Here is a 19,554-nt window from a genome sequence, read left to right as displayed (position 1 = left end):
CGCGGAACGGTTCGATCTCAAGCCCGCCCTGGTCTCCAGAAAAAGCATCGGACACAACCTTCCCGGAGGCGGAACAATGAAAGACACTGTCAAACTCGACCGCGCGCTCGGACTCTGGTCCGTCGTGCTCTTCGGCCTGGCCTACATGACGCCGATGATCGTCTTCGGCACCTTTGGCGCGCTGGCGGCGACCAGCCAGGGCACCACCGCGATGGCCTATCTCGTCGCGGCCGCGGCCATCCTTCTCACCGCCATCAGCTACGGCGTCATGGCGCGCGTCTATCCCGTCGCCGGCTCGGCCTACACCTATGCCCGCCGCTCGATCAACCCGAGCGTTGGCTTCCTCGTCGGCTGGGCGGTCCTGCTCGACTATTTCTTCCTGCCGATGGTGATCTGGCTGATCGGTGCTGCCTATCTCACCTCGGCCTTTCCCGCGGTTCCGGCCTGGCTGTGGATCGTCGGCTTCATCGCGCTGACCACGCTGGTCAATGTCGTCGGCATCGCCTTTGCCAACCGCGTCAACTTCATCCTGATGGTGGTGCAGCTCGGCGTGCTCGTCGCCTTCCTGGTGCTGGCCGCCCGTTATGTGGTGGCGCTGAACGGCCCTGGCGGCCTGCTCTCGGTCACGCCCTTCTTCAAGACCGGCGTGCCCTTCTCGGCCTCGGTCGCGGGTGCCGCGATAGCCGCCTATTCGTTTCTCGGCTTCGACGCCGTGTCGACCCTGACCGAGGAGACCAGGGACGCGCGCCGCACCATGCCGAAGGCGATCCTGATCATCGCGCTTGCCGGCGGCCTGATCTTCATCGCCTCGGCCTATATCACCCAGCTTGCCCATCCAGGCGCGGACTTCGTCTCGGTCGACGCCGCCGCCACCGAAATCGCCAGGGCGATCGGCGGCGACCTGTTCGTCACCATCTTCCTGGCAACACTGGTCGTCGCCCAATTCACCTCCGGCCTTGCCGCGCAGGCCAGCGTCGGCCGGCTGCTCTACGCCATGGGGCGCGACACCGTGCTACCGACCTCGTTCTTCGGCAACCTGCATCCGAAATGGCACACGCCGATCCTCAACCTGATCCTTGTCGGCGCCGTCGGCCTCGCGGCACTGACCATGGACGTCACCACCTCGACCTCGTTCATCAATTTCGGCGCCTTTCTTGCTTTCACCGCCGTCAACGTCTCGGTGATCGCGCTCTATCTGAAGCGCGACCAGCAGGTCCATCCGCTCGGCGTGCTGATCGGGCTGGTCATTCCGGCGCTGGCGGCGGTCTGCGACCTCTTCCTGCTGTGGAACCTCGACGAGAACGCCAAGGTCCTCGGCCTCGTCTGGCTGGCGGTCGGCGTCGCCTATCTCGCCTACCTGACCAGCTTCTTCCAGGTCGCGCCGCCGGAAATGGACTTCGCCGAATGAGGCAGACTTAAAGCGCGTCGCGTTGAATCGGATTCATAGCGACGCGATTTAAGCCTCTGTTTTCATGCATGTCACTGTCCCAAACCTGGGCCACCTGTGTGTGCGACATGCTCTAGGAACAGCCGGAACAGCTCTGCCTGGCTGGAAATGGCGAGCTTCGAATAGATCTGCCGGCGATGCACCTTGACTGTGTTGGGCGACAGCGAAAGGACCGCGGCGAGCGAGAGGTTGGAATGTCCCTTGAGCACCAGAGTGACGATTTCAAGCTCGCGCCGGGTCAGCAACGGATGCTCGATCCTCGCCGTTGGTCCCGCATTCTTGAGGTCGAGCGAGAGGCCGGGGACATGAAACCAGTGTCGCGCCGCAAGCGCGCAGACGACTGGCGCGCCGGATCTGAGCCACGCCAGCTCGTCCCCGGCAAAAAGCGGCGCCGCACCAGTTCGCGACAGCGACAGGACACCGGCAAAGCCGCTTTCCAGCTTCAGCACGAAACCGATCTCGTCGACGATCTCGGTCGTGGCGTAGTGCTGCCGATGATATTCGCTCTGCAGGAAATCGTCGGGCGCCAGCTCCCGCATCACGATCATGCGCTCGGTGCCGTCGCCTCGAACCGCATCGTAGAACGGGTCCAGCACAAAGGCGCCTGCGAGATAACGGTCGACAATGATCGAGCGCGCGGCCACGATCTTCTCATTGTAGAGGTCGAAGGCACGACCGCCCGGCGAATAGAGAAAGCCGTTCATCATCTGGAAGGGGGCAAGCAGGCGCAGCGCCGCCGCCAGCGCATCCGGAAATCCGCGCGAGCCGATCGCGTTGGCCGCCGCGCCGAGGCCGGCATTCCAGGCATCGAAGGACGCATGCGGGCCGGGTTGTCTGGCTGCGGACTTCATCGAGACGGTAGACCTCATGCTAGCGGCATGGGCGAGATTGCGCAGGTGCGCCCGCGCCGCACAAGCACGTATTGCATGTCACAGGTCCTTGCCGAAGGCGAAAGCCGCGCGGCACCAAAACACTTCCGGAGACCCGAGCCATGACCCATCCGCTGGACCTGACCGCCAAGGCGATCGCCGACGGCATCCGCTCGGGTGCCTTCAGCGTCGAGACAGTGGTGGGCGAGTCCGTCCGCCGCACCAAAGCGGTCAGCCAGACCCTCAATCCGTTCGCCATCATCCGCGAGGAACAGGCGCTGGAAGCCGCGCGCCAGGCGGACCTGGCCGTGGCGCGTGGCGAGGCGACCGGGCCGCTGCATGGCGTGCCGTTCGCGGCCAAGGACCTGACGCCGACCGCCGGCGACCTGACGACGCTCGGTTCATGGACGCGTGGAAACTGGGTGCCGACCGAGACGGCGCTCTGCATCCGCCGCCTGGAGGCCGCCGGCGCCATACTGATGGGCAAGACGACGACGCCGGAGTTCGCCTTTTCCAGCTTCACCAACAGCCCGCGTTGGGGCCTGACCCGCAATCCGTGGAACCCAGAGCGCACCAGCGGCGGCTCTTCCGGGGGAGCGGGGGTAGCCGTGGCAACCGGCGTCGTGCCGTTCGCGGAAGGCACGGACATGGGCGGCTCGGTGCGCATTCCGGCTGCCTTCTGCGGTGTCGTCGGATTGAAGCCCAGCCTCGGCCGTATCCCGATGACCATCCTGCCAAGCGTCTTCGACAACATCTCGCATTTCGGACCGCTGGCGCGCAGCGTTGCCGACGCCGTCGCCTTCATGGAGACGGCGGCGGGCGGCAGTGACGAGGACATCACCTCGCTGCCGATCGGATTCGACGGCGCGGCGGCACGGCGAGAAGGGCTCGAAGGCAAGCGCTTCGCGCTGTCGATCGACCTCGGCTATTACGCCATCCAGCCGCAGGTCGAAGCGGTCATCCGCCAAGCGGTCTCCGAGATGCGCAGGGCTGGTGCCGTCGTCGACGAAGTGCCGATGGGCTGGACGCGCGCCGTCAACGACGAATGGTTCGATCTCTGGTGCGTCTTCATGTCGGCCTTCTTTGGCGGCGAGCTCACTGACCATCGCCACCATATGGACCCGCCGGTCGTATCCATGATCGAACGCGGGCTGGCAATGAATGCGACCGCCTACAAGCGGGTCGAGCTGTTGCGTACCTCCATGTGGCGCGACATGGCGCGGCTCTACGAACGCTACGATGCCCTGCTGTGCCCGACCTGCGCCATCACCGCGCCTGCCGTGACAGAGACCGATGACGACCATGCCGCGACACTGCCCGACGGCCGCTTCAAGGGGCTCGACCTGACCTGCCCCTTCAACATGCTGCCGCAATTGCCGGCGCTGTCGCTGCCGGCCGGATTTGCCGCTGACGGGCTGCCGGTCGGCCTGCAGATCGTCGGACGGCGCTTCGCCGACGAACAGGTCCTGTCCATGGCGGCGGCCGTGGAAGCACGGTTGACCGCCGCCGGCCTCAATGCGCCGCCGATGGCCGCAGTGGGCCGGTCGCTGGAACGTTGAAGGAGCGATCAGGTCTCATCCTCACCCGAACCGCGCAGCCGTCCACGTGCCACCCGCCGCATTCGACTCCACCGCCGCCGCGACGAACTTCACGCCGCGGGCGCCGTCGACGACATCGGGCACCTGCGCGGCGCGCGCCGGATCGACGGCGCCACCCGAACGATGGGCGCGGATGATGTCGGCGGCGTCGCGGTAGAAATTGGCGAAGGCCTCGATATAGCCTTCGGGATGCGCCGCCGGCATGCGCGATACGCGGCGGCTCTCTTGCGTCGAGCCATGGCCGCCGCGCACCAGCGTGCGGGTTTCCTCGCCGTAGATGGAAAAGCGCAGTTCCTCTGGCCGCGCGCCAGACCATTCGAGCCCGGCTCTGTCGCCATAGATGCGCACCGACAGATCATTATAGTGGCCGGGCGATGTCTGGCTGGCCAGGATCGTGCCGCGTGCCCCGCCTGTCCAGCGCACCAGCACATGCGCGTTGTCGTCGAGCCGGCGCCCCGGCACCGCGGTGAACAGGTCGGCCGAGACAGCCTCGGCCTCGCAGCCAGAGATGTAGCTCGCCAGGTTGAAGGCATGCACGCCGATATCGGCCAGCACCGCCGACTGCCCTGCCCTTGCCGGGTCAGTGCGCCACTCCGCCTGCTTCTGGCCCTCGGCGTCGATCGGTTTAGTCAGCCAGTCCTGGACATAGGCGCCATGCACGGAAACGATGCGCCCGAGTTCGCCCGCCGCCACCATCTCGCGCGCCTGGCGGACCATGGCGTAGCCGGTGTTGTTGAGGGTGACGACGAAGCGGCGTTTTTTCGCCCGCGCCAGCGCCACCAGCGCCTCGGCGTCGGCCAGCGTCGTCGACAGCGGCTTGTCGCAGATCACGTCGATGCCGGCTTCGAGGAAGGCTGTCGCGATCGGCGCGTGCAGATGGTTGGGGGTGACGATGACGACCGCCTCGATGCCGTCCGGCCGCGCCGCTTCGGCCTGCGCCATGGCGCGATAATCGGCATAGCTGCGCTCCGGCGCGATGCCGATCTCGGCGGCCGATGCGGCGGCGTTCTCAGGATCCGAGGACAGCGCGCCGGCGACCAGCGCGATCTGGTCGTCGAGGCGCATGGCCAGCCGATGCACGGCGCCGATGAAGGCATTGCGGCCGCCGCCAACCATGCCGACCCGCAAACGTTGGCGTGTCGATCCATCCGATGTTGCATAGACCATGATTTTTCAAACTCCTCCGGGCGGGCCGTTTCTGAGGACGTGCGAGCCAACGGCGCCGCCAGCGCTTTCGAACACGATTTCCAATTTCCATATTGTAAAACGATCGTGCCGCGCTAGCCTGAAATCATGAGTGGGGCAGGCAAAACATCCGGACGGTCCATTGCCGACGAGGCGGCGACCCGCAAGCGCGGGCGCTCGCTGGCGGCACTCGGCTACATCCAGCCGCAGACCTATGAGGAACTGCGCGCGGTGCTGTCGTCCGGCACGGTGCATTTCCCCAAGCGGCTGCGCCAGGTCGCCATCTTCCTGTGGCAGCATCCGAGCGACGTCGCGCTCGGCACCATCGCGCAGGTGGCGGCACAGGCCGGCGTGCAGCCTTCGACGCTGGTGCGCTTCGCCCAGATCTTCGGCTATGCCGGCTTTTCCGATTTCCAGGGCCTGTTCAAAGACCACGTCAAGGGCTCATGGCCGGAAGGACGCGGCGAGCAGCGGGCCGAGACCGAACCCAACGCCAACCTGCATTTCCTGCATGGCATGGTCGGCGCCTCGCAGGCCTCGCTTGGCCGCATCGAGAGCGGCTTCGACGTCAAGAGTTTCGAGAAGATGGTGGCGCTGCTGGCAGCCGCCGACCTGATCTATGTCATCGGCTCCAAGCGCGCCTTCCCCGTCACCACCTATCTGTCGCTGACGCTGTCGCAGCAAGGCGTGCGCAACGTGCTGGTCGACAATGTCGGCTCCACCGCGCTCGACCAGGTCGGCTGCATCGGCAGGCAGGACGCCGTGCTGGCGGTCTCCTTCAGTCCCTACAATTCGATCACGCCCGACCTCGTCGCCGTGGCGCATGAGCGCAACGCCCGCATCGTCACCATCACCGACAGCACCTTCAGCCCGCTGATCCGGCTGTCGGACGCCTGGCTGGAGGTGGTGGAATCCGACTTCGCCGGCTTCCGCTCGCTGGCTGCGTCGCTGGCGGTCGGCATGGCGCTGGTCCAAGGCGTCGCCGCGCGCCGTGGCCAATGAAGCGACACTGGCACAATTGACTATCGGGAATTCACGTTCCATATTTCTAAAAATAGAAACTTTGTTCCGGGAGGAGGAATGGAGCTTCAACTCAACGGCAAGGTGGCGCTGGTCACCGGTGCGACGCAAGGCATCGGCCGCGCTATCGCCGAGACACTCGCGCGTGCCGGCGCCGGCGGCCTGCTGGTCACCGGCCGCGAGAAGGCACGCGGCGACGCGGTGGCGGCGGAGCTTTCGCAGTTGGGCACGCCGACCGTCTTCGTCGCGGCCGACCTCGCCGACCCCGAAGCCCCCGACCTGTTGGCGAAGGCCTGCATAAATCGCTTCGGCCGCATCGATGCTTTGGTCAACGCCGCCGGCTTGACCGACCGCGCGTCCTTCCTGGATGCCGACCTCGACGACTGGGCGTCACTGTTCGCCGTCAATGCACGTGCGCCGTTCTTCCTGATGCAGGCAGCCATCGCCGACATGAAAAAGCGCGGCCAGGGCGGCGCCATTCTCAACATCCTGTCGATCAACGCGCATTGCGGCTCGCCGGAACTCGCCGTCTACTCCGCCACCAAAGGCGCGCTGGCGACGCTGACCAAGAATGCCGCCAACGCCCATCGCGTCGACCGCATCCGCGTCAATGGCATCAATGTCGGCTGGACCGACACGCCGGCCGAACGCGCCATGCAAGCCGACACGCTGGGCAACGGACCCGGCTGGCTCGACGCCGCCAACGCCTCGCAGCCTTTCGGCCGCCTGTTCTCGACCAACGATATCGCGAACCTTGCGGTCTTCCTGCTCTCCGATGCGGCGGGACCGATGACCGGCACGCTGGTCGACCAGGAACAGTGGGTGATCGGGGCGAACCGGTGAGCGTTGCCGCCTCCCCCGAGACGCTTGGGCCTGCGCTGCTCGATCGTTTGCCTGCGACTGTCCAGAAGCCGGCCTATGACCGCGCGACGCTTGCGCCCGGCATGGCCCATCTCGGCGTCGGCGCCTTTCACCGCTGCCATCAGGCCGAATACACCGACGATTTGCTGGCCAGTCATTTCGATCGCTGGGGCGTGGTCGGCATCAACATCCGACCACCCAGCCTCGCCGGCACGCTCGGCAGCCAAGGCGGCCTCTACACGCGGCTGATCCGCGAAAACAGCCGCATCGAAGCGCGCGTCATCGGCAGCATCGTCAAGGTTGTCGACAGCCAGGCGAGTGCGGCGCCAGCGCTCGAGGTCTTGTCCTCCCCAGACATCGACCTTGTGACGATGACGGTGACGGAAAAAGGCTATTGCCACATCCCGTCGAGCGGCGTGCTCGATCTCGACAATCCAGACATCGTCCATGACCTTGCCAACCCGGAGAAGCCGCGCAGCGTTCCCGGCATCATGGCGCGGGCATTGGAACTGCGCAGGGCGACGCATGGAAGGCCGCTGACCCTTCTGTCCTGCGACAACATCCCGACCAATGGCACCATTCTGGCCAATGTCGTGCAGGCCTTCGCGCAGCGGCGCGGCAACGCCCTCGCCGACTGGATATCAGCCCACGCCGCTTTCCCCTCGGCCATGGTCGACCGCATCGCGCCGGCAACCACGCAAGCCGACCTCGACACAGTCCAGCGGCGCTATGGCTACCGCGATGCGGCGGTCGTCGTCAGCGAGCCGTTCCGCCAATGGGTGATCGAGAAAAAGTTCGCCGGCCGCGTGCCGCGCTGGGACCGGGTCGGCGCCAGCTTCGTCGACGACGTAACACCGTTCGAGCATCTCAAGATGCGGGTGCTCAACGGCGCGCAGACGACGCTCGCCACGCTCGGCGTGCTGGCCGGCTTCGAGCACACATCAGACGCCATCGCCGACCCGCTACTATCGGCCTTCGTGCGGCGCATGCTGGTCGAGGAGACGCTGCCGACACTGATGCCTGTGCCGGGCATGGAGAAGCTTGCCTATGTCGCCCAATGCCTCGGCCGGCTGAAGAACACCGCGATCCGCCATCGCAACCACCAGATCGCCACCGACGGCTCGCAAAAGATCGTCCAGCGCCTGCTCAACCCAATCCGCGAGCGCTTGCGTCAAGGCGCAAGCATCGCGCTGCTGGCGGTGCCGGTCGCCGGTTGGATGGCCTATCTGATCCAGGCTTCGGAAAAATTCGGCAAACGCTGGCCAGTGTCGGACCCCTATGCCGGCAAGGTCGCGGCGATTGCCGACGCAACCGGCCGCGATGCACAGGCGCTAGCGTCCGGCATCCTTGCCATCGACACGATTTTCGACCCCGGCCTTGCCGTGAACGATGTTTTCCGTAGGGCCGTCACATCGGCGCTCGACGGCTTGCTTTCGGACGATCCGATGGCAACCGTCAGGCGCAATTTGAAACAAGCCGACACCACACGGTTGAAGCGGCCCGCACAATCGGCATTATAGGAGCTGGGAGGCACGATGAAACTTGGACTGCTCACCGCACCCTTCGCGGAGACGCCGCTTGGCGAGGTCGCCGGCTGGGCAAGTTCGGCGGGTTTCGAGGCGCTGGAAATCGCCTGCTGGCCGAAATCCTCCGGCGCCAGCCGCCGTTATGCCGGCACCAGCCACATCGACGCCGCCTCGACCTCATCCTCACAGGCGAGCGAGATCGTCGCCTCGCTGGCGGAAAAGAATATTTCCGTCTCCGGCCTTGGTTACTACCCCAATCCGCTGCATCCCGATCCCGCGCACCGCGAGGCGGTGATCGGCCATCTCAAGAAGGTAATCGTGCTGGCTGCCAATATGGGCGTGCCGCTGGTCAATACCTTCTGCGGCGGCGATGCCTCGAAAACCGTCGACGTCAACTGGCAGGAGGCGCTCACGATCTGGCCTGATATCGTCGCCCATGCGCGCGACCATGGCGTCAAGCTAGCCTTCGAGAACTGCCCGATGATCTTCAGCTATGACGAGTGGCCGGGTGGGCACAACATCGCCTATTCGCCACAAATCTGGCGCCGAATCCTCGAGGCTTGGGGCGGCGATGTCGGCATGAATTTCGACCCCTCGCATCTGGTCTGGCAGATGATCGACCAAGCCCGCTTCATCCGGGAATTCGGCCCCTACATGCTGCATGCTCATGCCAAGGACCTGATGATTGACCATGATGGACTTTATGAGCACGGAATCCTTTCGGCTGGGATAGGCTGGCAGGTGCCGCACATGCCGGGCCTCGGCGATGTCGACTGGAAAATCATCTTCTCCGGCCTCTACCGGGCCGGCTATGACGGCCCCATCATCATCGAGCACGAGGACAGGCGATTTGAAGGCAGCGACGATCAGGTAAAGCGGGGCTTCCTGCTTGCCCGCGACGTGCTGCGACCGTTCGTCAAATGACCGCGGAAATGCATGTCGCCCAAAGGGCGGAGAATTTCTGGGGACAGCGACATGCGAGAACAAGAATTTAAGCCGCGCCGCCTGAATCTCTTTCTACGCGACGCGGTTTAACGACTTGGAATTGAACTGAAAAAACAATGTGGAGGAAGTCTGACATGAAAAAATATCTGACCATGGTCCCGCTGCTTGCCGGCGCGGCCTTCCTGGCCTCGGTGGGCGCCTCGTCCGCTGCGGGCAAATACACCATCGGCATCTCCAACACCGTGCAGGGCAATGGCTGGCGCGAGGAGATGGTCTGCGCCATGAAGGCGCAGGCGTTGGCTTCCGGCGAGGTCGCCAAGCTCAACATCGCCCACCGCAACACGGATGCTGCCGGCCAGCTGGAAGACATCCGCAACCTGATCAGCGCCAAGGTCGACGCCATCGTCGTCAACCCGGCCGATCCGGCCGGCATCAAGGCGGGCCTCGAGGAAGCCACCAAGGCCGGCATCGTCGTCGTCGCCGTCGACCAGGCGGTCACCGAACCGTCCGCCTACATCATCTCCAACAACCAGGAGCAATACGCCTATCTCGGCGCCAAGTGGCTGTTCCAGCAGATGGGCGGCAAGGGCGAGGTGTTCTACATGCGCGGTGCGGCCGGCGCGTCCGCCGACAGCGACCGCGACAAGGGCTTCAAGAAGGCGCTGGCCGAGTTCCCCGACGTGAAGGTCGCGCAGGAAGTCTTCACCGGCTGGCAGCAGGACCAGGCCAAGCAGCAGATGCTGTCCTTCCTCGCCACCGGCACGCCGATCAACGGCATCTGGACGTCCGGCATCGACAACGTCATCGTCGACGCGCTGGTCGAGTCGCAGGCGCCGCTGGTGCCGGTGGTCGGCGCCGACAATGCCGGCTTCGTCGGCCAGCTCAGCTCGGTCAAGGGCCTCGTTGGTGCGGCGGTGACCAACCCCGGCTCGATCGGCGGTGCCGGCGTGACACTCGCGCTGCAGATCCTCGACGGCAAGAAGCCGGCGCAGCAGACCGTGCTGGTCGAGCCGCAGCTGTGGGAGAACGCGACCGAGGAAGGCAAGGCCAAGCTGAAGGCTGCCGCCGACCCGTCGCTGAGCCCTGAATGGCCGGTCTCTATCTCGATCCCGGACTGGACCACCTACACCAAGGACCAGATCGTAGCGTGCAAGGGCCCGGGGGAGTAGGTCTGGGGCTTCGCTGCTGACTATCGGTCGGCGCTGCCCCTCACTGTCCTGCCGGACATCTCTCCCCGTGAATGGGGAGAGAGCAGCTGGCCGCAACGCCAGTGACATCGCCCTCTCCCCGTTTCTATAGGGAGAGGATGCCGGCAGGCAGGTAAGGGGCGGCGTCAACTCGAAATGATTTGAGCCACATGATCGAGAACCAAACAATTTGACCACCAGTCCCCTCCTCGACGCCACCGGCGTCGCCAAGAATTACGGCGCGGTTGCCGCGCTGCGCAACGCGTCGCTGTCCGTCCTGCCGGGCGAGGTGCATGCGCTGATGGGCGCCAATGGAGCCGGCAAGTCGACGCTGGTGAAGATCCTGACCGGCGCTATTTCTGCCAACGCGGGCCGCATCCTGATCCGGGGCGAGGCGCGTGACATACGCTCGCCCGCCGCCGCGCGTCGCGCCGGCCTGTTGCCCGTCTACCAGGAGCCGTCGCTGATCCCCGATCTCGACGTGCTGTCCAATCTGCGGCTGACCGGCACGCCGGTCGAGCCGTTCCGCGCCTGGGTGCGCGAACTCGGCATTCCCGACCTCGATATCCGCGACACCGCGCGCGACATTCCGCTGGCCGTGCTGCGCGTGCTCGACCTGGCGCGGGCGCTGGCCGTCGAACCCGACGTGCTGCTGCTCGACGAGATGACCGCGGCCCTGCCCGCCAACCTTGCCGAAAAGGTGCTGGAAGTGGTGCGTCGCCAGGGCGACAGCGGCCGCGCGGTGATCTTCATTTCCCACCGCTTCGTCGAGATCTCGGCGCTCTGCGACCGCGCCACCGTGCTGCGCGACGGCGAGACCGTCGGCGTCGTCGACATCGTGCCCGGCGTCGAGGAACAGATCGTCGAGCTAATGCTCGGCGCCCGCATCGTGAAGACCCATGTCGCGGCGCGCAGCGCTGCCCAGAAGGCTGCGCCCGCCGCTGCCCGCCCGCGCCTCTCGGTGCGCAATCTGCGCGTCGGCACCAAGCTCAACGACGTCTCCTTCGATCTCGCCGATGGCGAGGTCGCCGGCGTCGTGGCGCTCGAAGGCCAGGGCCAGGACGAGCTGTTCGCCGCCCTGGCCGGCTCGATCCGGCCGTCTGGCGGCGCAATAGAAGTCGACGGCCAGCCGGTGAAGTTTTCCCACCCGATCGACGCTATCCGCGCCGGCCTCGCCTATGTGCCGGGTGACCGCGCCGAAGCGCTCGCCATGCAGCGCTCGGTGCGCGAGAACATTGCCCTGCCCTTCAGCGCCGCCCTGCACAACTGGGGGCCGATTGCCATGCGCCAGGAGCGCGCCAAGGTGGTCAGCGCCATCGAGCGGCTGCAGATCGACACCCGCGCGCAAGGCGAGGTGCAGCGCCTGTCCGGCGGCAACCAGCAGAAGGTGACCATCGCCCGCTGGATCGCCGCCGACACGCGGACCCTTTTGTGCTTCGACCCGACGCGCGGCATCGATGTCGGCACCAAGCAGGAGATCTACAAATTGCTGCGCGAGCTCGCCGGCCACGGCAAGTCGGTGCTGTTCTACACCTCCGAACTGGAAGAGGTGCAGCGCGTCTGCGACCGCGTCGTCGTCATCTTCGGCGGCCGTGTCGTCGATATCTTCCCGGTCGAGGAGGCCGACGAGCCGGCGCTGATGCGCGCCGCCTACGGCCTGCCGCGCGGCGCCAAGGCCGATATCGGCATCCTTGCCGATCCCCACTCCTCCTCTCCGGAGACCTCGCGTTCCCCGGATTCGACCGCGCCAGGGACGACGCCATGAGCCATTTCCTGCGCCGCCAGGGCTGGGTCTTCGGCCTGTTCGTCCTCTTCGTCGTGCTGTTCATCGTCACCAGGCTGATCCAGCCGGCCTATGGCAGCAACGATTTCGGCTCGCTGGTGCGCGCCGTGCTGCCCTACGCCTTTGCCGTCGCCGCACAGACCGTGGTCGTCATTGCCGGCGGCATCGACCTGTCGGTCGCCGCCATGATGGCACTGACCAGCGTCACCGCCGCCTCGATGATGAATGGCGCCTCGGAGGAATACGCGCTGTTCGTGGTGCCCTTCGTGCTCGCCATGGGCCTCGTGCTCGGCGCCGTCAACGGCCTGCTCATCGTCGTCACCCGCGTGCCCGACATCGTCGTCACGCTGGCCACTTTGTTCGTGCTGCAGGGCGCTGCGCTGCTGGTGCTCGACGCACCGGGCGGTGCCGCCGCCGAATGGCTGAAGGGGCTGATCTCAGGCACCGTGCCGATACCGGGCCTGCCCGACGGCATCGATGCCTGGCTGCCGAAGGCGCTGCTGGTGCTCGTCATCTGCCTCTGCATCATCTGGATCCCGCTCCGGCGCTCGCGCCTCGGCCTCTCCATCTACGCCATCGGCTCGAGCGAACTGGCGGCGTTCCGGAGCGGTGTGCCCGTCGCACGCACCCGCATCATCGCCTACGCGCTGTCCGGTCTGTTCGCCGCTTTTGGCGGGCTGGCGCTGACCATGAGCACCGGCATCGGCGCGCCCATCCCCGGCCCCTATCTGCTCGCCAGCGTCGCGGCGGTGGTGCTGGGCGGCGTGGCGCTCGGCGGCGGCAAGGGCGGCCTGCTCGGCCCGATCGTCGCCGTCTTCGTCTTGCGGTTGGTGCGCACCGACCTGACGCTGCTCGCGATTGACCCCAACGTCACCGCCATCATCGAAGGCGCCATCATGGTCGCCGTGGTGATGTTCGGCGCCTTCATCACAATGCGGAGCCGGCAGTCATGAGCAATGCCGCAACCATCCCCCAACCCGTCCCCTTCGGTCGCCGCGTCAAACGCTTCATGGCCGACCGGCCGCTGATCCCGCTGATCATCCTGCTCGTCATCCTGGTGGTGATCCTGCAGATCCTGCGCCCGGGCATCGTCAACGAACGCTGGATCGCCAACACCATCAAATTTGCCATCCCGTTGGCGATCCTCGCCGGCTGCCAGACCATGACCATGCTGACCGGCGGCATCGACCTCTCGGTCGGCACGGTGGCGACGATGAGCGCCTTCATCATGGCGACGCAAGTCGTCAACCAGGACCCGGCGGTGGCTTTCCTGCTGGCGATGATGCCGGCGGTGCTGATCGGTCTCGTCAACGGCATCGGAGTCGGCGTCTTCCGCGTCCACCCGCTGATCATGACGCTCGGCACCAGCCTGATCGGCACCGGCTGCCTGCAGGTCTACCAGCGCACGGTGATTGCGTCGGGCGCCAAGATCCCCGACTTCCTCGCCTGGCTCGGCACCGGCCTGACATACGGCGTGCCCAACGCCCTGCTGCTCTTCGTGCCGCTGGCCGCTCTGATCGTCTTCACTCTCAGCCGCACCGGCTTCGGCCGCCTGCTCTACGCCGTCGGTGACAATGAGCGCGCAACGCGCCTCTCCGGCGTGCGCTACTGGCAGGTGATAACAGCGCTCTACGTCATCTCCAGCGTGCTCGCCGGCATCACCGGCCTGCTCTATATCGGCCTGATCAAGGCGCCTTCGCTGTCGCTCGCCGAACCGCTGGTGCTGCCTTCGGTGGCCGCAGCCGTGATCGGCGGCACCTCGATCTTCGGCGGCCGCGGCGGCTACACCGGCACCATCATCGGCGCGCTGATCCTGACCGTGCTGACGACGCTGCTGACCATCCTGCAGATGCCGGAGGGAGCGAGAAGGATATTGTTCGGGCTGATAGTGCTGTTCGTGACGGCGGCTTATCTGCGGATTGTGGAGGAGCGGTAGGGGGTGGCGATGAAGCGACCGTCAGTTCCTGACCGTAGTGGACAATCCGCATTCACACAGACCCCAAGCGGTGGCTGATCAGATAGGCCGCTAAAGGACCTTTTTCGCTCGCTGATCGCCTTGGTCCGCCAAGTCCTTGCATCGGCCGACGAAGCGGCGCCAGCCACCGAAGGACGAGATGTCGGAGGCACCGCTGAGGCCAGCGGTCTCAACCAGAAAACCCTTGGCCGAACTGCCGTCCTCAAGCTCGATGGTGCCGATGCCGAGCGGTGGCGGGATGGCCGCGACGAAACGGCCGAAGGCATCGGCGGACAGCCGCCAGACCTCGACCTCGACCGCGGAGCCGCCTTCGGCGACACGGATCAGCCCGGGCTTTGGCACGGACTGACCGGCCAGCGCATAGAGTCTGTAGGCGGCGGAGGTTCTTGCCGCGCGCGAGAACTGTGCGCCGAGCTGGCTTAGCTGGCCGTTGAGCGGCATGCCCGAAAGATGCGCGCCAACAACCACCAGATCGATCATCTCATCGGGCGCGCATTCGCCAAGGGGCGCGTGGCTGGGCTGCTGCCAGCCGGTTGCACCGAGGACAAGGCCGCTGGCGGCATGGATATCCCGGGCCAGGGCCGCTATGAGGACATCCCTGCCCGCCGCAGCGAGCAAGGTCACGCTCATCGGCAGCCCATCATCGCGCTTGCCGGTCGGCACGGCGATGCCGCACATGTCGAGCAGATTGACGAAATTGGTGTAGGTGCCGAGCCGGCTGTTGGTGGTGACCGGATCGGCGAGCACCGCATCGAGCGCATAATGCGTTGGCGCGGTCGGCACGCAGAACAGGTCGACCGAGGCGATGACCGAAGCGAGCTTCGCCTTGTAATCCTGAAGCGCATAGAGCCCCTTGAAGGCGTCGGCCGCCGAAAGGCTTCGCGCGCCGCCGATGATCTTGCGCGTCACCGGATGCATGGCCGCTTCGTTGACCTCCATGAAGTCGCGGACCGCCGCGTAACGTTCTGCCACCCAGGCGCCTTCGTAGAGAAGGTTGGCGGTGGCGTAGAAGTCGGCGAACGGGATTTCGACCAGCCGGCAGCCAAGCTTTTCCAGCAAGGCAAGAGCAGTCTCGAACCCGACCTGCATGGAAGTGTCGCCAAAGAATTTCAGATCGACCTTCGCAGGCACACCGACGCTCAGCATCGGTGGGCGCGCGGTCAGGGCCGGCACCTTGATCGCGCGCGAATAGGCGTCGGCGGCATCCTTGGCAGCGGCGACGCCGAACACCGCATAAGCGTCATCGACGGTCAACGCGAACACCGAGATGCAGTCGAGCGTGCGGCAGGCCGGCACGACCCCGGCGGCTGACAGCGCACCGACGGTTGGCTTCAGCCCGACGATGTTGTTGAGACCGGCCGGAATGCGCCCGGACCCAGCCGTATCGGTGCCGAGCGCGAAGGAGACGATGCCACGCGCCGTCGCCACTGCCGACCCCGACGAGGAGCCGCCGGGGACCAGGCTGGCATCGACGGCGTTCCTCGGGATCGGATACGGCGTGCGCACGCCGACAAGGCCGGTGGCGAACTGGTCGAGATTGGTCTTTCCGACCACCAGCGCACCAGCGGCCTTCAGCCGGGCGACGACAGTGGCGTCCTTCTCCGGCATATAGGCATATTCGGCGCAGGCCGCCGTGGTCGGCAAGCCGGCGACATCGATGTTGTCCTTCACCGCGAACGGCACGCCCCACAGTGGCTTGGTGACCGGATCGAACGGTCCGAGCTTTTGCGCCTGCGCTAGCAGGTCCGCCTTGCCGGCGAGATGGATGAAGATGCCTGGATCATCGGCTGCCTCGACGCGGGCATGAACGGCATCGATCATGGCGGCGACAGGGACACCGCTGGCATAGGCCGCGTGCAGGCTGCCGATGTCGAAGCGGATATCGCTCATTTCGCCTCCCCCAGAATGATCACCGGCAGGTCCCACTGGATCAGCACGACGCAGCCGTCCTTCGTCCACACCGAATGCTCGGTCCCGACCGGGTTCAGGATGACGCTGCCGGCCGGATAGTCGCCATTTTCGTCGCTCTGCGTGCCCTCGAGCACGACGATGGTTTCAAGCCCGGCATGGCGGTGACGCGGCACGCCGGCGCCGGCCCGGTAGTTGAGGATCGCCACCGAGGGTTCGACAGGTCCGCCCTTCAGCAACCAGTGCACCGTGATGCCCTCGCGAAAAGGCTCGAATGTCATATCGCGCCAGCCACCACCGATAAGGCCGGCAAAACTCACATTAGCCATTGGCAATTCCCTGCAGCACCTGGTCGGTCGTCGCTGTCCAACCGACGATGGCGCCTTGGGCGCGGATCATGGCAAGGGCCGCTGCCTTGAACTCCGGGAAATAGCTTTCCGTTGCGTCTTCGGCCAACAGGCACTCATAGCCGCGATCATTGGCCTCGCGCATTGTCGTCTGTACGCAGACCTCGGTGGTGACGCCGGCGAAAACGAGTTGCCGCGCGCCAAGCCGCCTCAGGTCGTCGCCAAAACTGGTCGCGTAGAAAGCGCCCTTTCCCGGCTTCTCGATAACGATCTCGCCTGGCAGCGGCGCCAGTTCGTCTAGGATTGCCGTACCCGGCTCACCGACGATCAGCACGCGGCCCATCGGCCCGACATCGCCGATGCGGATCGACGGATTGCCGCGGTTGCGCTTGGCCGGCGGCAGATCGGAAAGGTCGGCCCTGTGGCATTCCATCGTATGGATCACCGGCAGGCCGGCGCCGCGGAACCCCTCGATCAGCTTCTTCACCGTCGGCACGATGGCCGTGACGCGGCTGACATCGTTGCCAAGGCTGGCGCCGAAGCCGCCGGGCTCGGCGAAATCGCGCTGCATGTCGATGACCACCAGCGCCAGGGTGCCCAGCTTGAAGCCGAAGGCAAAAGGCTGCGCATCGATTTCAGCCATCAGTGATGCCCCGCCATATGCTCGCCAATGGTCTGCACGCTCGCCTGCGCTATTGGCGTCTCGTAGACCAGCGCGCCGTCCGACATGACGAAGATGCGGTCCGACAGTTCCAGCAGCTCGTCGAGGTCTTCCGACATCAAAAGCACGGCCGCACCCGCATTGCGTGCCTTCATGATGCGGGCGCGGATCTCGGCCACTGCCGAGAAATCGAGGCCGAAACAGGGATTGGAGACAATGAGCAAGTCGACCTCGCCGGTCAGTTCGCGCGCCAGCACGGCGCGCTGCACATTGCCGCCCGACAGCGAGGCGATGGGCGACGACAGCGATGCGGTCTTGACCTTGAACTGCTCGACCAGCCTGGTGCTGAACGCGCGGATGGCACTGGTGCTGATCCAACTCACCGGCCTGCCGTTGCCGTCCACGTCGAAGGTGCGGAACGAGATGTTCTCGGCGACCGTCATTCTCGGGGCGCAGGCATTCTTCAGCGGCTCCTCCGGAATGAGCCGCACGTTGAGCGCCCGCGCCTCGGCGCGCGTCGCGGCATAGGTCGAGCCGCGCACCAGCACCTCGCCCGCCTCGCATGGACGCTGGCCGGCCAGCACTTCCAGAAACTCCTTCTGGCCGTTGCCGGAAATACCGGCAATGCCGACAATCTCGCCCGAGCGCACGCCGAGATCGACGATGCTGATCGACTTCAGCCCGGTTCTATCGGGCGCCTTCAGGGACCTGATCTTCAGCACCGTCTCGGCATCGGGTTTCGGCGCGGCGCGGCTGTCGAGCGCGGCGATCGGCTGGTCACCGATCATCATCGCCGCCATCGCCTTGTGGTCGAGGTCGGCGACGCAACCGGTTCCCGTAAGCTTGCCCTTGCGCAGCACGCTGACATCGTCGGCGAAGGCCGTAACCTCATGGAACTTGTGCGAGATCATCAGCACGGTAAGGTCGCCTGCTCTTGTCATGTCGCGGACAAGACCCAGCACCTCCTGCGCCTCGCCAGGCGTCAGCACCGAGGTCGGCTCGTCCAGCACCAGGAAACTGCGGCCGAGATAGAGCTGCTTGATGATTTCGAGCTTCTGCTTCTCGCCGGCCGCAAGCTCCGCCACCTTCACATCGAGTGGCAGCTTGAACGGCATCCGCTCCATGAACGCGGCAAGGTCGGCGCGTTCCTTGCGCCAGTCGATGATACCTGGAACCTTCTCGCGCGAGATGACGAGGTTCTCCGCTCCCGTCAGCGACGGCACCAGCGTGAAATGCTGGTAGACCATGCCGAGCCCGACCGCCGAGGCGCCCCTTGGACTGGCGATCTTGACTTCCCGATCATCGACCAGGATGTCGCCGGAGGTCGGGTGATAAAAGCCCATCATGCATTTGACCAGGGTCGACTTGCCGGCACCATTCTCGCCGAGCAGCGCGTGGAAGGAGCCTGCCGGCACCTTTACGGAGACGCCGTCCAGCGCCGTGAAGCCGCCGAAGCGCATGGTCATGCCGATGGTTTCGACGCCGACCGCTTTTCTGACGTTGTCACTCATCGTGGCCCCTCATGGCATCCCCTCAGGGCAGCTGCGCGACGAGCGCCTTCGAATTCGACACCGTGCCGAAGACGCCGCCCTGCATCTTGATCATCTTGATGGCCGCCAGGTGGTTGCCGTGGTCGGTCGCCCCACAGCAATCCTCCAGCATCATGCACTCATAGCCGCGGTCATTGGCCTCGCGCATGGTGGTGTGCACGCAGACATCGGTGGTGATGCCGGTCAGCACGATATTCTGGATGCCGCGCTGGTTGAGGATCAGCTCCAGATCGGTCGCGCAGAACGAGCCCTTGCCGGGCTTGTCGATGATCGGCTCGCCCTCGATTGGATAAAGATCGGGGATGATGTCCCAGCCCGGCTCGCCGCGCACCAGGATGCGCCCGCAGGGACCAGCATCGCCGATGCCGGCATTGATGCGGCGCGAGCGCCAGCGCTTGTTGGCAGGCAGGTCGGCGAGATCGGGCCGGTGCCCCTCACGCGTATGGATGATGGTGTAGCCCTTGGCCCGCATCGCCGACAGCACGGCCTTGATCGGTTCGATCGGCGCGCGCACCAGCGACAGGTCATAGCCCATATGGTCGACATAGCCGCCCGGCCCGCAGAAGTCGGTCTGCATGTCGATGATGATCAGCGCCGTGTTGTCGGGCCGCAGATCGCCATTGTAGGGCCACGGATAGGGCTCGGCGTCGATCGTGTGCTGGATGAATTCGGCTCTGGCGTTCATAGGCAAA

General features: G+C 65.6%; 17 protein-coding genes. 10 read left to right on the top strand and 7 right to left on the bottom strand.

The features are described 5' to 3' along the window. Nucleotides 1-76: 76 nt before the first annotated feature. Nucleotides 77-1,408, top strand: coding sequence for an APC family permease (locus AC1D10_RS30710; RefSeq protein ID WP_477278554.1), 1,332 nt, complete (start codon nucleotides 77-79; stop codon nucleotides 1,406-1,408). 71 nt (nucleotides 1,409-1,479) lie between these two features. On the opposite strand, the gene AC1D10_RS30705 is transcribed toward AC1D10_RS30710, so the two are convergent. Then, nucleotides 1,480-2,298 (bottom strand): helix-turn-helix transcriptional regulator, encoded by an 819-nt coding sequence (locus AC1D10_RS30705; protein WP_477278553.1) that lies wholly within the window; start codon nucleotides 2,296-2,298, stop codon nucleotides 1,480-1,482. 140 nt (nucleotides 2,299-2,438) lie between these two features. Between AC1D10_RS30705 and AC1D10_RS30700 the strand changes: the two genes are divergently transcribed. Next, entirely contained in the window at nucleotides 2,439-3,875 is a 1,437-nt protein-coding gene (locus AC1D10_RS30700; RefSeq protein WP_477278552.1) for an amidase, read from the top strand. A gap of 21 nt (nucleotides 3,876-3,896) precedes the next feature. On the opposite strand, the gene AC1D10_RS30695 is transcribed toward AC1D10_RS30700, so the two are convergent. Continuing rightward, nucleotides 3,897-5,081 (bottom strand): Gfo/Idh/MocA family protein, encoded by a 1,185-nt coding sequence (locus AC1D10_RS30695; RefSeq protein WP_477278551.1) that lies wholly within the window; start codon nucleotides 5,079-5,081, stop codon nucleotides 3,897-3,899. A 126-nt stretch (nucleotides 5,082-5,207) separates the two neighbouring features. On the opposite strand from AC1D10_RS30695, the gene AC1D10_RS30690 reads away from it, so the two are divergent. The 8 genes from AC1D10_RS30690 to AC1D10_RS30655 all read left to right on the top strand — a co-directional run bounded on the left by AC1D10_RS30690 (nucleotide 5,208) and on the right by AC1D10_RS30655 (nucleotide 14,357). Further along, entirely contained in the window at nucleotides 5,208-6,101 is an 894-nt protein-coding gene (locus AC1D10_RS30690) for a MurR/RpiR family transcriptional regulator (protein WP_477278550.1), read from the top strand. 78 nt (nucleotides 6,102-6,179) lie between these two features. Beyond that, entirely contained in the window at nucleotides 6,180-6,962 is a 783-nt protein-coding gene (locus AC1D10_RS30685; RefSeq protein WP_477278549.1) for an SDR family oxidoreductase, read from the top strand. Beyond that, entirely contained in the window at nucleotides 6,959-8,500 is a 1,542-nt protein-coding gene (locus AC1D10_RS30680) for a mannitol dehydrogenase family protein (RefSeq protein WP_477278548.1), read from the top strand. The genes AC1D10_RS30685 and AC1D10_RS30680 overlap by 4 nt, the downstream gene beginning before the upstream one ends. A gap of 15 nt (nucleotides 8,501-8,515) precedes the next feature. Next, complete coding sequence (locus tag AC1D10_RS30675) at nucleotides 8,516-9,430, top strand: sugar phosphate isomerase/epimerase family protein (RefSeq protein ID WP_477278547.1); 915 nt, start codon at nucleotides 8,516-8,518, stop codon at nucleotides 9,428-9,430. Nucleotides 9,431-9,585: 155 nt separating this feature from the next. After that, on the top strand, nucleotides 9,586-10,620 hold the full coding sequence (locus AC1D10_RS30670) for an ABC transporter substrate-binding protein (protein ID WP_379099248.1): 1,035 nt from the start codon (nucleotides 9,586-9,588) through the stop codon (nucleotides 10,618-10,620). A gap of 208 nt (nucleotides 10,621-10,828) precedes the next feature. Next, the gene (locus AC1D10_RS30665) at nucleotides 10,829-12,403 is read left to right on the top strand and encodes a sugar ABC transporter ATP-binding protein (RefSeq protein ID WP_477278546.1); all 1,575 of its coding nucleotides are present in this window, start codon (nucleotides 10,829-10,831) and stop codon (nucleotides 12,401-12,403) included. After that, nucleotides 12,400-13,374: an ABC transporter permease gene (locus AC1D10_RS30660; RefSeq protein ID WP_477278545.1), complete on the top strand. Its 975-nt coding sequence runs from the start codon at nucleotides 12,400-12,402 to the stop codon at nucleotides 13,372-13,374. Before AC1D10_RS30665 ends, AC1D10_RS30660 begins: the two co-directional genes overlap by 4 nt. Then, the gene (locus AC1D10_RS30655) at nucleotides 13,371-14,357 is read left to right on the top strand and encodes an ABC transporter permease (protein WP_477278544.1); all 987 of its coding nucleotides are present in this window, start codon (nucleotides 13,371-13,373) and stop codon (nucleotides 14,355-14,357) included. The genes AC1D10_RS30660 and AC1D10_RS30655 overlap by 4 nt, the downstream gene beginning before the upstream one ends. 90 nt (nucleotides 14,358-14,447) lie before the next feature. Here the strand turns inward: AC1D10_RS30655 and atzF are convergent, their stop codons facing one another. The 5 genes from atzF to biuH are packed head-to-tail and all read right to left on the bottom strand — an operon-like array spanning nucleotide 14,448 to nucleotide 19,547. Then, nucleotides 14,448-16,286 carry an allophanate hydrolase gene (gene atzF, locus AC1D10_RS30650; protein WP_477278543.1) on the bottom strand — a complete coding sequence of 613 codons (1,839 nt, stop codon included), beginning with the start codon at nucleotides 16,284-16,286 and terminating at the stop codon, nucleotides 14,448-14,450. Then, nucleotides 16,283-16,633 (bottom strand): cupin domain-containing protein, encoded by a 351-nt coding sequence (locus tag AC1D10_RS30645; RefSeq protein ID WP_477278542.1) that lies wholly within the window; start codon nucleotides 16,631-16,633, stop codon nucleotides 16,283-16,285. Before AC1D10_RS30645 ends, atzF begins: the two co-directional genes overlap by 4 nt. Then, nucleotides 16,626-17,294, bottom strand: coding sequence for a cysteine hydrolase family protein (locus AC1D10_RS30640; protein ID WP_477278541.1), 669 nt, complete (start codon nucleotides 17,292-17,294; stop codon nucleotides 16,626-16,628). Before AC1D10_RS30640 ends, AC1D10_RS30645 begins: the two co-directional genes overlap by 8 nt. Then, nucleotides 17,294-18,823 (bottom strand): ABC transporter ATP-binding protein, encoded by a 1,530-nt coding sequence (locus AC1D10_RS30635; protein ID WP_477278540.1) that lies wholly within the window; start codon nucleotides 18,821-18,823, stop codon nucleotides 17,294-17,296. The genes AC1D10_RS30640 and AC1D10_RS30635 overlap by 1 nt, the downstream gene beginning before the upstream one ends. 22 nt (nucleotides 18,824-18,845) lie before the next feature. Further along, nucleotides 18,846-19,547, bottom strand: a complete 702-nt coding sequence (gene biuH / locus AC1D10_RS30630) for a biuret amidohydrolase (RefSeq protein ID WP_379099270.1) — start codon at nucleotides 19,545-19,547, stop codon at nucleotides 18,846-18,848. Nucleotides 19,548-19,554 lie beyond the last annotated feature (7 nt).

This window comes from Mesorhizobium sp. P2_A8, from assembly GCF_056404935.1.
Note: the sequence above shows the minus strand (reverse complement) of the source record. Positions and strands in the feature narration are given on the sequence as shown.